Raw genomic sequence first — 12,674 nt, forward strand, 5'->3', positions numbered from 1 at the left:
AGTGTGTGTGGGGACCTTCCCCCGCAGACGTGGAACCGTTCCGAGAACCGCGCGCGCCGGTGGGCGTGCGCGGTGTCCTCGGCCGCGACTACTTCGCGTCGGTCTCGCCGTCGGCCTTGCCGTCCTTCTGGCCCTCCGCAGCGTCGGTCGCGTCCGACTTCTTCGTCAGATCGGCCTTCGGCGCGTCCTCGACGGTCTCCGTGGCCTCGGCGGCCTCGGTCAGCGACGAGGCGTCGTCCGGGACGACCGCGTCGGAGTCCGAGTCCTCGTCGTCACCGTGGACGATGCGGTTGTACTCGGAGTCCTCGAGGACGGCGCCGATCGCGTTCTTGGCGTAGACGGCGTGCACGCCGGGCGCGACCTCGAGGAGGACGGTCTCGTCGGCGATCTCCTTGACAGTGGCGTACATCCCCCCGATCGTCCGTACACCGGTGCCGGGCTGCATCTCGTTGCGCATCTGCGCCGCCGCCTGCTGCTTCTTCTTGGCAGAGCGGGTCATCAGGAACATGGCCCCGATGAGGACGATGAAGGGGAGGAGGGTCACGATGCTCACGGGACGGGTTTCCTTCGCACGGTCGCGGAGAACCCGCGGCCTGATCTTCGGGGGTGGGCGCGCCGACCAGAAAGGGCGGCATCGGCGGAGTCTAGGCGAGTCCGCATCGACTGAACAACGTCCAGCATCGCACCCCGGTTCCTGTCCGGGCGAGTGTCAGCACCGTCACGCCCCGAAGAGCCCCTGTTGTCCGCTTCCGGCCGCCCCCGGGCCCGCAGCCTGCGGCGGAACCAGTCCCAGGTGCGCCCATGCCGCGGGGGTGGCGACCCGGCCACGGGGCGTGCGGGCCAGCAGTCCCTCCCGTACGAGGAAGGGTTCGGCGACCTCCTCGACGGTCTCGCGCTCCTCCCCCACCGCCACGGCCAGCGTGGAGAGGCCGACCGGGCCGCCGCCGAAGAGCTTGAGCAGGGCCTCGAGGACGGCCCGGTCGAGCCGGTCGAGGCCGCGGCCGTCGACCTCGTACACGCTGAGGGCCGCCTCCGCGATCTCCCGGGTGATGGCTCCGTCGGCCCTGACCTGCGCGTAGTCGCGGACGCGGCGGAGCAGCCGGTTGGCGATACGGGGGGTGCCGCGGGACCGGCCGGCGATCTCGGCGGCGCCCGCCGGGTCGATCTCGACGTCGAGGAGTCCGGCGGAGCGGTGGATCACGCGCTGGAGCTCGGCCGGGTCGTAGAACTCCATGTGGCCGGTGAAGCCGAAGCGGTCGCGCAGCGGCGGCGGCAGGAGTCCGGCCCGGGTGGTGGCGCCGACCAGGGTGAACGGCGGGAGTTCGAGCGGGATGGCGGTGGCACCGGGGCCCTTGCCGACGATCACGTCGACGCGGAAGTCCTCCATCGCCATGTAGAGCATCTCCTCGGCGGGCCGGGACATCCGGTGGATCTCGTCGAGGAAGAGGATCTCGCCCTCCTGGAGGGAGGAGAGGATCGCGGCGAGGTCGCCGGCGTGCTGGATCGCGGGACCCGAGGTGATGCGGATCGGCGCGTTCATCTCGGCGGCGATGATCATGGAGAGGGTGGTCTTGCCGAGGCCGGGGGCGCCGGAGAGCAGCACGTGGTCGGCGGTGGCGCCGCGCTGACGGGCGGCCTTGAGGACCAGGTCGAGCTGCTGGCGGACCTTCTCCTGGCCGACGAACTCGCTGAGGTCCTTGGGCCGGAGAGCCGCCTCGACGGCCTGGTCGTCCCCCTCGGCCGATGCCCCGACGATGCGCGCCTCGTCGTCGCCGGTGGTCTCGTCGTCCCAGTTCACGGTTCTTCTGCCTTCTCGGTGGTGGTGCGGTGGTCGGTGCGGCGGGGTGGGGAAGGCCCCGCCGCCGCGGCGGGGCCCGTCAGCGGGCGCGGTTCAGGGACTGCAGGGCCGCCCGCAGCAGCTGCGGCACCGGCGCCGAGCCGCCCGCGGCGATCGCCTCCTCCGCCTGCGGCGTCACCGCGGCCACGGCCTCCTCCGCCTCGCGCGACGCGTAGCCGAGTCCGATGAGCGCGGCGGAGAGCTGCTCCGTCCACGGCGCGGGTCCGGAGGCCGCCGCCCGCTGGGCGCCGACCATGCCGCTGCTGCCGAGCGGTGCGCCGAGCTTGTCCTTCAGTTCGAGGAGGAGTTTCTGCGCGCCCTTCTTGCCGATGCCGGGGACGGCCATGAGCGCCTTCTCGTCACCGGTGGACACGGCGAGGCGCAGTGCGTCGGGGCTGTGCACCCCGAGCATGGCCTGGGCGAGCCGGGGCCCGACGCCGCTCGCGGTCTGGAGCAGCTCGAAGACCTGCCGCTCGTCGTCGTCCGCGAAGCCGTACAGGGTGAGGGAGTCCTCCCGGACGACCAGGGAGGTGGCGAGCCGGGCGTCCTCGCCGATCCGCAGTCCCGCGAGCGTTCCCGGGGTGCACTGGACGGCCATGCCCACGCCGCCGACCTCGATGACGGCCGTGGTGGGGGCGAGCGCGGCGACCGGGCCGCTGACGAAGGCGATCATCGGGTTCGGCCTTTCACTGCGGCCGCCTGCCGGGCGACCGCCTGCTGGAGACGGTTCTCGGCGACGGCCTGCTGGAGACGGTTCTGGGCGGGGGCGCGCCAGATGTGGCAGATGGCGAGGGCGAGCGCGTCGGCGGCGTCGGCCGGCTTGGGCGGGGCGGAGAGCCGGAGCAGCCGCGTCACCATGGCCCCGACCTGCGCCTTGTCGGCGCGTCCGCTGCCGGTGACGGCGGCCTTGACCTCACTGGGGGTGTGCAGGGCGACGGGGATGCCGCGGCGCGAGGCGCAGAGCATGGCGACGGCGCTCGCCTGGGCGGTGCCCATCACCGTACGGACGTTGTGCTGGCTGAACACCCGCTCCACGGCGACGAGTTCGGGCGAGAAGCGGTCGAGCCACTCCTCGATGCCGCGCTCGATGCCGACGAGGCGCACCCCGATGTCGTCGTCCGCGGCGGTCCGCACCACGCCCACGCCGAGCATGGTGAGGGGCCGTCCGGCGACCCCCTCGACGACGCCGACGCCGCACCGGGTCAGACCCGGGTCCACCCCGAGAACACGCACGCCGCACCCCCTCCTCGCTCACCTGTTTGTGCAGGCTATCCGGTGCCACCGACAACGCCGCGCGAACGACAGCGGGCCGACGGGGGTGTGTCCCCGTCGGCCCGCTGTCCGGCCGTGCCGATCGACGGCCCGGATCAGGCGTCGACCTTCTCCATGACCTCGTCGCTGACGTCGAAGTTGGCGAAGACGTTCTGCACGTCGTCGCTGTCCTCCAGCGCGTCGATCAGCTTGAAGATCTTGCGCGCGCCCTCTTCGTCGAGCTCGACCTGCATGGTCGGGACGAAGCTGGACTCGGCGGAGTCGTAGTCGATACCGGCCTCCTGGAGGGCGGTGCGGACCGCGACCAGGTCGGTGGCCTCGCTGATGATCTCGAAGGACTCACCGAGGTCGTTGACCTCCTCGGCACCGGCCTCGAGCACCGACTCCAGGACGTCGTCCTCGGACAGCTCGCCCTTGGGGAGCACGATGACGCCCTTGCGGTTGAACAGGTACGAGACCGAGCCCGGGTCGGCCATGGAGCCGCCGTTGCGGGTCATGGCCACGCGCACGTCGGAGGCGGCGCGGTTGCGGTTGTCGGTGAGGCACTCGATGAGCACCGCGACACCGTTCGGACCGTAGCCCTCGTACATGATCGTCTCGTAGTCGGCGCCGCCGGCCTCGAGACCCGCACCGCGCTTGAGCGCGGAGTCGATGTTCTTGTTCGGGACCGACTGCTTCTTCGCCTTCTGGACGGCGTCGAACAGCGTCGGGTTGCCGTCCAGGTCGGCGCCGCCCGTGCGGGCCGCGACCTCGATGTTCTTGATCAGCTTCGCGAAGAGCTTGCCGCGCTTGGCGTCGATCACGGCCTTCTTGTGCTTCGTCGTAGCCCATTTAGAGTGGCCGGACATCTGCCTGTCTCCTTCGCGTAACCCATTTCTGAACGAACCCCAGAGATCCTACCGGGATCGGATCAGCGTGCCGCGCGCACCATGTCGACGAACAGGGCGTGAATGCGGTGATCCCCGGTGAGCTCCGGGTGGAACGAGGTCGCGAGGACCCGGCCCTGCCGTACGGCGACGATGTGGCCCTCGTGCTCGGCGAGCACCTCGACCTCGGCGCCGACGGACTCCACCCAGGGGGCCCGGATGAAGACGCCCTCGACGGGGCCGTCCTCGATGCCCGCGACGGTGACGCCGGCCTCGAAGGACTCGTTCTGACGTCCGAAGGCGTTGCGGCGGACGATCATGTCGATGCCGCCGAAGGTCTCCTGGCCCGAACGCGGGTCGAGGATCTTCTCGGCGAGCATGATCAGACCGGCGCAGGTGCCGTAGACCGGCAGGCCGGCGGCTATCCGCTTGCGCAGCGGCTCCGCCATGCCGAACAGCTCGGCCAGCTTGGAGATGGTGGTGGACTCCCCGCCGGGGATGACCAGACCGTCGATCTCGGCCAGCTCTTCGGGGCGCCGGACCGGCCTGGCCACGGCGTCAGCCGCGGCCAGGGCGATCAGGTGCTCCCGTACGTCGCCCTGGAGTGCCAGGACACCGATCACGGGTGTGCTCATGAGTGATTACCAGCCGCGGTTGGCGTAGCGCTCGGACTCGGGGAGGGTGTCGCAGTTGATGCCGACCATGGCCTCGCCCAGGTTGCGGGAGGCGTCCGCGATGATCTTCGGGTCGTCGTAGAAGGTGGTGGCCTTCACGATGGCGGCGGCGCGCTTGGCCGGGTCGCCCGACTTGAAGATGCCGGAGCCGACGAAGACGCCCTCGGCGCCGAGCTGGCGCATGAGCGCGGCGTCGGCGGGGGTGGCGACACCACCGGCGGAGAACAGCACGACCGGCAGCTTGCCGAGCTCGGCGACCTCCTTGACCAGCTCGTACGGGGCGCGCAGGTCCTTGGCGGCGGCGAACAGCTCGTTGTTGTCGAAGCCGCGCAGCCTGGCGATCTCGTTCTTGATCTGGCGCAGGTGGCGGACGGCCTCGACGACGTTGCCGGTGCCGGCCTCACCCTTGGAGCGGATCATGGCCGCGCCCTCGGCGATACGGCGGAGGGCCTCGCCCAGGTTGGTGGCGCCACAGACGAAGGGGGTCGTGAAGGCCCACTTGTCGGAGTGGTTGACCTCGTCGGCCGGGGTGAGGACCTCGGACTCGTCGATGTAGTCGACACCGAGGGACTGCAGGACCTGGGCCTCGACGAAGTGGCCGATGCGGGACTTGGCCATGACCGGGATGGAGACCGCGCCGATGATCTCTTCGATCATGTTCGGGTCCGACATGCGGGCCACGCCGCCGTCCTTGCGGATGTCCGCGGGGACCCGCTCCAGGGCCATGACGGCCACGGCGCCGGCGTCCTCGGCGATCTTCGCCTGCTCGGCGTTGACCACGTCCATGATCACGCCGCCCTTGAGCTGCTCGGCCATGCCGCGCTTCACACGGGCGGTGCCGGTCTCGGGGGACTGGGGGGAAACGGAAGGCGTGGTGGACACGGGTACCTCACTCGTGACAACGGGGGTTGACGACTAGGACGAGGAAACAGTCCACATGCAGTCCACAGCAAGGGCCAATGTGGACCCGGTGGATCGTTTTCGCAGGCTGAGAGCGTCAGGCCGGGCGGTCGGCAAGGGCCACAGGCGCCTCGTCGTCCATTTCGAAGGCCAGCGGGAAGGGCGCGTGGCCCGCGAGCCGGAACCAGCGGACCGTACGGTGGCGGCGCAGGGCACGGGCGGCCCGGACGGCGTCGTTGTGGAAACGGCGGGCCATCGGCACCCGGCGGACGGACGCCGCCAGCTCCTCCGCGGCCTCCTCGCCACCGGGAGCCTCCCGTACGAGCTCCACCTGCTCGGGCTCGCCGAACACCACCCGCAGCGCCTGGCTCAACTCGCTCTCGGCGACCTCCCGGTGGTCCTCCTCCGCCTGCCGCGCCGCGTGCGCGGCCTCGTACAGCACGATCGAGGCGGCCGGGTCGAGGACGCCGGAGGTGGCCAGCTCCTGGGTGACCGAGGCCCGGCGCAGCAACTGCGCGTCCAGGGCCGCGCGGGCGGCGTCGATGCGGGAGTGCAGCCGGTCGAGCCGTCCGGCGGTCCAGCTGAGGTAGACGCCGATGACGATCAGCGCGACGACGGTCCAGATCAGGGTTTCGGTCACGGGCGGAAAGGCTACCGGGGCGCCGGCAGCGCCCCTTCCCAAAGGTCGTGGTCATGGGCGAACAGGACACGCGCGGGCCGGCCCGCGGCGAGTTCGCCGAGCCGGTCCAGCCAGGGCAGGCGGGGCGTGCCGAACTCGTGGGCGAAGTCGTACGCCTGCCCTGCCAGGACGGTCACCCGGTCGCCGTGGTCGAGGAAGAGCGACTGGTGGCCCTCGGTGTGGCCGGGAGTGGGCACGATCCGCACACCCGGAGCGATCTCGTGCTCGCCGTCGAGCTCCACGTACCGGACGCCGGGCAGCAGCGAGTCGATGGTGTGCCCGCCGGCCCGGGCGAGGGCCAGCTCGGCGCGCTGGACGAGGACCGGGGTGTCGGGGAAGCGCTGGTTGCCGCCGATGTGATCGAAGTGCAGATGGCAGTTCACGACGGTGTCCACGTCCCCGGGACCGACGGCGAGCGGCTTGCGGACGGGCCGGTAGTGGGCATCGGTCTCGGCGGAACCGGTGCCCATGCCGGTGTCGAAGAGGAGCGCGCCGCGGGGGTGCCGCACGAGATAGCCGAGCACGGGCTCCACGCGGGGGCGGGGGCCGCCCCACTCGGCGGCGGGGCGGGTGAAGTGCCCGAGATCGAGCGTGTCGACGAGGATCATGAGCGGAGCCTGCCCGGGGGTGGTGGCGGCAACCACGGGCACGGGGAATCGACGCCGCGGCGCACCTCTCCGTGTGGGCAATCGTCCCGCAGGGCGGGACGGGTGGGCACACGGGACGGCGCCCTCGGCGGCGCCTCCGCCCCTTGTGCCTGAACCCGCACCCCAAGTGGCGGTGCACAGGGGTGCGGGTCAGGGCGCGGAAGCCTAGGCCCGGCAAGGGGCGCCGTTCCGTTGTGCCCACCCGTTCCGCCCCAGCGGAACGAATGCCCACAACGGGGTGGGCGGGGTGGGCACCGCCCCAGCGGAGGGACCCGGGCCCGAAGGGCCGGGCTTCCCAGGGCGCCGGCGGGTGCGGCCTCAGCCCGCCGACGGGCGCCGGGCTACAGGCCCAGGCGGGCGCGGAGGCCTACTCGTTCGTCCGTGTCCACCGCCGCCGCCCCGTCCGTCACCGTCTCGTACACCGCCAGGATGTCCGCGCCGACCGTCGTCCAGTCGAAGCGGCGCACGTGCGCCGACCCCCGCGCGCTCAGTTCCGCGCGGCGCTCCTCGTCGCCGAGGAGCCGGATCGCCGCGTCCGCGAGCGCGTCCGCGTCCTCGTTGGTGAAGAGCTCGCCCGCCGCCCCCTGGTCCAGGACCTGCGCGAACGCGTCCAGGTCGGAGGCCAGCACCGGCGCCCCCGCCGACAGCGCCTCGACGAGGATGATGCCGAAGCTCTCACCGCCGGTGTTGGGCGCCACGTACACGTCGACGCTGCGCAGCAGCCGCGCCTTGTCCTCGTCGCTGACCATGCCGAGGAACTCCACCCGGGAGCGCATCTCCCGGGGCAGCGAGGCCACCGCCTCCTCCTCGTCACCGCGCCCGGCGACCAGGAGCCGCGCCCCGGGCCGCTCGGTGAGGATCCTGGGCAGCGCCCGCATGAGGACGGGCAGGCCCTTCCTCGGCTCGTCGATGCGCCCGATGAAGCCGAGCGTCTCGCCCTGCCACTCCTTCTTCGGCTCGGCGCGCGCGAAGAAGTCCACGTCGACCCCGTTGGGGATGACGACGGCGTCGCCGCCGAGGTGCTCGACGAGCGTGCGCCGCGCGTACTCGCTCACGGCGATGCGCGCGCTGATCTTCTCCAGCGCGGGCTGGAGGATCGGGTACGCCGCGATCATGGCCCGCGAGCGCGGGTTCGACGTGTGGAAGGTGGCCACGATCGGCCCCTGCGCCGCCCAGCAGGTCAGCAGCCCGAGGGACGGCGAGGTCGGCTCGTGGATGTGGACGACGTCGAAGGTGCCGTCGTGCAGCCAGCGGCGCACCCGCGCCGCCGAGAGGAAGCCGAAGTTGAGCCGTGCCACCGAGCCGTTGTACGGCACGGGGACGGCCCGGCCGGCCGACACCACGTACGGCGGCAGCGGCGTCTCGTCGTCGGCGGGCGCGAGGACGGAGACCTCGTGGCCGAGCCGGATGAGGTGCTCGGCGAGGTCGCGGATGTGGAACTGGACGCCGCCCGGCACGTCCCACGAGTACGGGCAGACGATCCCGATCTTCACTCGCCGCGCTCCCCGCCCCGCTCGGCGCCCGCGGTCCCGGCGGCGCCGGGCTCCGGGCGTTCCTCCAGGTCGGCGAGCCACAGTCGTTGCAGCATGTGCCAGTCCTCCGGGTGGTCCGCGATGCCGGTGGCGAAGGCGTCGGCCAGCGCCTGTGTCATGACGGACGTCTTCTCGGCCCGCGTACCTGACTCGGGCACGTCGATCGGCGGGTGGATGCGCCCCCGCATGACCGCTGTGTCGTCGTACCAGAGCGTCACCGGCAGGAGCAGCGCGCCGGTCTGCTGGGCGAGGATGGCCGGGCCCGCCGGCATCCGCGCCGTGTCCCCGAAGAAGGTCACCTCGGTGCCGGACGCGGACAGGTCGCGGTCGGCGACCAGGCAGACGAGGCCGCCCGCCCGCAGGCGCCGCGCCAGCGTGCCGAAGGCGGAGCCGCCGGTGTGCGGGAGGACCTCCATGCCGAGGGACTCGCGGTAGGCCACGAAGCGGTCGTACAGCGTCTCCGGCTTGAGCCGTTCCGCGACGGTGGTGAAGGGGACGCCGAGGCAGCGGGTCACCCACACGCCCGCGAGGTCCCAGTTCGCCAGGTGCGGCAGGGCCAGGACGACCCCTCGCCCGGCGGCGAGGCCTTCCTGGAGGTGGTGGACGTCCTGGATGTCTATCCCGCGCTCGACCCGCTCCTTGCTCCAGGTCGGCAGCCGGAAGGACTCCATCCAGTACCGCATGTACGAGCGCATGCCGGCCTTCGACAGCTCGGCGAGCCGCTCGGGTGTGGCGTCCGGCACCACGCGCGCGAGGTTGGACTCGAGGCGCAGGACGCTCTTGCCCCGTCGCTTCCAGGTGAGGTCGGCGATCCGCCGGCCGAGGCCCGCGGCGACCGGCTCGGGCAGCTTCTTGACGGTCGCCCAGCCGGCGCCGTACAGGCCGTCGCTCAGCCGTTCCTTCAGCGTGCTGCCCGCGGGGGACGCGCCGCCCTCGGGCACGGCGCCCGGAGCCGCGCCGCCCTCCGGCGTCCCGGCCGCCGTCGACATGCCGTGCCCGGGCGCACCGCCCTCCCGAGTCCCGCCCTCCGGCGTCCCGGCCTCCGACGTCGCGCCCTCCGGCGTCCCGTCCTCGGGCATGCCGTCCTTCGACGTGCCGTCCTTCAGCGTGCTCACGTCGTCGCCCCGCTCCCGCCGGCCGCGGCGGCGTCAGCCTCGGCCGATTCCCGTCGTACGGTCACGACGCGCTGGCCCAGGGTGACGGCGCTCCCGACGGCCACGATCCACAGCGCGATCGGGAGCAGGATCTCGACCCCGGGGACACCGAACGTGTGCAGCCCGGCGAGGCCGGCCGCGACCAGCGAGATGACCAGGCGCTCGGCGCGCTCGATCAGGCCGTTGACGGCGACGGGCAGGCCGATCGATTCGCCTCGGGCCTTCGTGTACGACACGACCTGACCGCTCGCCAGGCAGAAGATCGCCACGGCGCACAGCACGTTGTCGTCGCCCTTGCCCGCGTACCAGAGCGCGAAGCCGCCGAAGATGGCGCCGTCGGCGACCCGGTCGAGCGTCGAGTCGAGGAAGGCGCCCCAGCGGCTGGAGATCCCCGCCTGCCGGGCCATGTTGCCGTCGACGAGGTCGGAGAAGACGAACAGCGTGATGACGATGGTGCCCCAGAAGAACTCCCCGCGCGGGAAGAAGACCAGTGCACCGGCCATCACTCCCGCCGTGCCGATGAGCGTGACCGCGTCGGGGCTGACGCCCCTGCGGAGCAGAAACGCGGCGAACGGTGTGAGGACACGCGTAAAAAATGCACGCGCGTACTTGTTCAGCATGGCCTTCCCGAGGTTCGGTGGGCCGCGCGGCCCCTACGACCACCGGCTCACCCATCGTAGCCACGCGCGCCCCGGCGCACGGGCGGCACCCGCCCCACCGCGTCCGCGTCCCCCGCGAGGGCCCTCCCCGTGTACGACGTATGGACGCCTCCCCGCGTCGGTGCAAAGCTCGAAGGACCACCGCGGGCACCCGCCGGAGCCGTACCGCGACACACCACTCCCCCGCGCCCGCATCCCGCCGCGAGCAGTCGGGAGGCACACATCATGGGTGACAAGGCGAACACGGCCGCCGGAGCCGCCGGCAGGGCCTTGACGGCCGACCGGCCCACGGCCGTACGGAACGTGGTGCTGGTCGGCCACAGCGGATCGGGCAAGACGACCCTGGTCGAGGCGCTCGCGCAGGCCGCCGGGGCACTCAACCGGGCGGGCCGCGTCGAGGACGGGGGCACCGTCTCCGACTACGACGAGATCGAGCACCGCCAGCATCGCTCCGTACAGCTCTCCCTCGTTCCGCTCGGCTGGGACGGGTACAAGATCAACCTCCTCGACACCCCCGGGTACGCCGACTTCGTCGGGGAGCTGAGGGCCGGTCTGCGCGCGGCGGACGCGGCCCTCTTCGTCGTCTCGGCCGCCCAGGAGGCCGACGCGGTCGCCGCGTCCACCCGGATGATCTGGGAGGAGTGCGCCGCCGTCGGCATGCCCCGCGCCATCGTCGTCACCCACCTGGACACCGCCCGCACCGACTTCGGCGAACTCACCGAGGTCTGCGCCTCGCTCTTCGGCCACGACGACCCGGACGCCGTCCTGCCCCTCTACCTCCCGGTGCGCGGCGAGGAGGGCGCCGACGGGCACGCGCCCGCGACCGGTCTGGTCGGCCTGCTCTCGGAGCGGATCTTCGACTACTCGACGGGGGTACGGCAGGAGAACCCGCCCGACGAGGGACAGCGGGAGCTGATCGCCGAGGCCCGGGCCCGGCTGATCGAGGGGATCATCGCCGAGAGCGAGGACGAGACCCTGATGGACCGCTACCTCGGCGGCGAGCCGATCGACGTGAAGACGCTCGTCGACGACCTGGAGAAGGCCGTCGCCCGGGGCGCCTTCCACCCGGTGCTCGCGGCCGCGCCCGCCGCCGACGGCGGTACGCAGGGCCTGGGCACCGTCGAACTCCTCGAGCTCATCACCGGCGGCTTCCCCTCCCCCCTGGAACACGAACCGCCCGCCGTGACCACCCCGGACGGGCGGCCCCGCCCGCCGATCGCCTGCGACCCCGACGGCCCCCTCGTCGCCGAGGTCGTGAAGACCGCCGCCGACCCCTACGTGGGCCGGGTCTCCCTCGTCCGCGTCTTCTCCGGCACCCTGCGCCCCGACGAGACCGTCCACGTCTCCGGTCACGGCCTCGCCGACCGGGGGCACGAGGACCACGACGTCGACGAGCGGATCGGCGGCCTCACCTCTCCCTTCGGCAAGCAGCAGCGGCCCATGGCGCACTGCATCGCCGGGGACCTGGCCTGTGTGGCCCGGCTGGGCCGCGCCGAGACCGGCGACACGATCTCCGCGAAGGACGATCCGCTGCTGATGGAGCCCTGGAGCATGCCGGAGCCGCTGCTCCCGCTGGCCGTCCAGGCCCACGGCAAGGCCGACGAGGACCGGCTCTCGCAGGGCCTGGCCCGGCTGGTCGCCGAGGACCCCACGCTGCGCCTCGAACACAACCAGGACACCCGGCAGGTGGTCCTGTGGTGCCTGGGCGAGGCCCACCAGGACGTCGTCCTCGAACGCCTCCGCGGCCGGTACGGCGTCCAGGTCGACGCCGTGCCCTACAAGGTGTCGCTGCGCGAGACCTTCGGCGGCGCCTCCGCGGGCCGGGGCCGGCACGTCAAGCAGTCCGGCGGCCACGGCCAGTACGCCATCTGCGAGATCGAGGTGGAGCCGCTCCCGGCGGGCAGCGGCATCGAGTTCGTCGACAAGGTCGTCGGCGGCGCGGTCCCCCGGCAGTTCATCACCTCCGTCGAGAAGGGCGTGCGGGCCCAGGCCGCGCGCGGTGTCGCGGCCGGCTATCCCCTCGTCGACATCCGGGTCACCCTCAGGGACGGCAAGGCCCACTCGGTGGACTCCTCCGACGCCGCGTTCCAGACGGCCGGGGCGCTCGCGCTGCGCGAGGCGGCGGCCGAGGTCGCCGTCCACCTCCTGGAGCCGGTCGCCGAGGTCCAGGTCCTGGTGCCCGACGAGTACGTCGGTCCCGTGATGAGCGATCTGTCGGGTCGCCGGGGCCGGGTCGTCGGCACCGACCAGGCCGGCCCCGGGCGGACCATGGTCCGGGCCGAGGTGCCGGAGATCGAGATCGGGCGGTACGCGATCGACCTGCGCTCCGTGTCGCACGGCACGGGCCGGTTCGACCGCGCGTACGCCCGGCACGAGCCGATGCCCCCGCACCTCGCCGAGAAGGTCCGCGAACAGGCCTGAAAGAGCCCCCGGTTGAGGGGGGGGTGACGGCGG

General features: G+C 72.5%; 13 protein-coding genes. 1 reads left to right on the plus strand and 12 read right to left on the minus strand.

Annotated elements, in window-relative coordinates:
• Window positions 1–88 precede the first annotated feature (88 nt).
• The 12 genes from yajC to pgsA form a co-directional block, all read right to left on the minus strand.
• On the minus strand, window positions 89–553 hold the full coding sequence (yajC, locus tag AMK27_RS29205; RefSeq protein ID WP_073914701.1) for a preprotein translocase subunit YajC: 465 nt from the start codon (window positions 551–553) through the stop codon (window positions 89–91).
• Between the two features lie 165 nt (window positions 554–718).
• Window positions 719–1,798: a Holliday junction branch migration DNA helicase RuvB gene (ruvB, locus tag AMK27_RS29210; RefSeq protein ID WP_073914704.1), complete on the minus strand. Its 1,080-nt coding sequence runs from the start codon at window positions 1,796–1,798 to the stop codon at window positions 719–721.
• A gap of 79 nt (window positions 1,799–1,877) precedes the next feature.
• Window positions 1,878–2,510, minus strand: coding sequence for a Holliday junction branch migration protein RuvA (gene ruvA, locus AMK27_RS29215; RefSeq protein ID WP_073914707.1), 633 nt, complete (start codon window positions 2,508–2,510; stop codon window positions 1,878–1,880).
• Window positions 2,507–3,070, minus strand: coding sequence for a crossover junction endodeoxyribonuclease RuvC (gene ruvC, locus AMK27_RS29220; protein WP_073914711.1), 564 nt, complete (start codon window positions 3,068–3,070; stop codon window positions 2,507–2,509). Before ruvC ends, ruvA begins: the two co-directional genes overlap by 4 nt.
• Before the next feature lie 134 nt (window positions 3,071–3,204).
• Complete coding sequence (locus AMK27_RS29225) at window positions 3,205–3,957, minus strand: YebC/PmpR family DNA-binding transcriptional regulator (protein ID WP_055602342.1); 753 nt, start codon at window positions 3,955–3,957, stop codon at window positions 3,205–3,207.
• A gap of 62 nt (window positions 3,958–4,019) precedes the next feature.
• Window positions 4,020–4,610, minus strand: a complete 591-nt coding sequence (gene pdxT, locus AMK27_RS29230; protein WP_073914715.1) for a pyridoxal 5'-phosphate synthase glutaminase subunit PdxT — start codon at window positions 4,608–4,610, stop codon at window positions 4,020–4,022.
• A gap of 6 nt (window positions 4,611–4,616) precedes the next feature.
• Window positions 4,617–5,531, minus strand: a complete 915-nt coding sequence (gene pdxS / locus AMK27_RS29235) for a pyridoxal 5'-phosphate synthase lyase subunit PdxS (RefSeq protein ID WP_030204560.1) — start codon at window positions 5,529–5,531, stop codon at window positions 4,617–4,619.
• Between the two features lie 115 nt (window positions 5,532–5,646).
• Entirely contained in the window at window positions 5,647–6,189 is a 543-nt protein-coding gene (locus AMK27_RS29240) for a hypothetical protein (protein ID WP_073914719.1), read from the minus strand.
• An 11-nt stretch (window positions 6,190–6,200) separates the two neighbouring features.
• On the minus strand, window positions 6,201–6,836 hold the full coding sequence (locus AMK27_RS29245; RefSeq protein WP_073915437.1) for an N-acyl homoserine lactonase family protein: 636 nt from the start codon (window positions 6,834–6,836) through the stop codon (window positions 6,201–6,203).
• Between the two features lie 380 nt (window positions 6,837–7,216).
• Window positions 7,217–8,368, minus strand: coding sequence for a glycosyltransferase family 4 protein (locus AMK27_RS29250; protein WP_073914723.1), 1,152 nt, complete (start codon window positions 8,366–8,368; stop codon window positions 7,217–7,219).
• On the minus strand, window positions 8,365–9,312 hold the full coding sequence (locus AMK27_RS29255) for a phosphatidylinositol mannoside acyltransferase (protein WP_073915440.1): 948 nt from the start codon (window positions 9,310–9,312) through the stop codon (window positions 8,365–8,367). Before AMK27_RS29255 ends, AMK27_RS29250 begins: the two co-directional genes overlap by 4 nt.
• A 206-nt stretch (window positions 9,313–9,518) precedes the next feature.
• The gene (gene pgsA / locus AMK27_RS29260; protein ID WP_073914727.1) at window positions 9,519–10,181 is read right to left on the minus strand and encodes a phosphatidylinositol phosphate synthase; all 663 of its coding nucleotides are present in this window, start codon (window positions 10,179–10,181) and stop codon (window positions 9,519–9,521) included.
• Window positions 10,182–10,445: 264 nt separating this feature from the next.
• Between pgsA and AMK27_RS29265 the strand changes: the two genes are divergently transcribed.
• On the plus strand, window positions 10,446–12,641 hold the full coding sequence (locus AMK27_RS29265) for an elongation factor G-like protein EF-G2 (RefSeq protein WP_073914732.1): 2,196 nt from the start codon (window positions 10,446–10,448) through the stop codon (window positions 12,639–12,641).
• Window positions 12,642–12,674: the final 33 nt, after the last annotated feature.

The organism is Streptomyces sp. CB02009 (genome assembly GCF_001905825.1).
GTDB lineage: Bacteria > Actinomycetota > Actinomycetes > Streptomycetales > Streptomycetaceae > Streptomyces.

Bases quoted from the DNA above. Each gene is read 5' to 3' on its own strand.
- AMK27_RS29245 (WP_073915437.1), bottom strand. From the start codon at position 6,836: ATGATCCTCGTCGACACGCTCGATCTCGGGCACTTCACCCGCCCCGCC.
- AMK27_RS29225 (WP_055602342.1), bottom strand. From the start codon at position 3,957: ATGTCCGGCCACTCTAAATGGGCTACGACGAAGCACAAGAAGGCCGTG.
- ruvA (WP_073914707.1), bottom strand. From the start codon at position 2,510: ATGATCGCCTTCGTCAGCGGCCCGGTCGCCGCGCTCGCCCCCACCACG.
- AMK27_RS29265 (WP_073914732.1), top strand. From the start codon at position 10,446: ATGGGTGACAAGGCGAACACGGCCGCCGGAGCCGCCGGCAGGGCCTTG.
- pdxT (WP_073914715.1), bottom strand. From the start codon at position 4,610: ATGAGCACACCCGTGATCGGTGTCCTGGCACTCCAGGGCGACGTACGG.
- pgsA (WP_073914727.1), bottom strand. From the start codon at position 10,181: ATGCTGAACAAGTACGCGCGTGCATTTTTTACGCGTGTCCTCACACCG.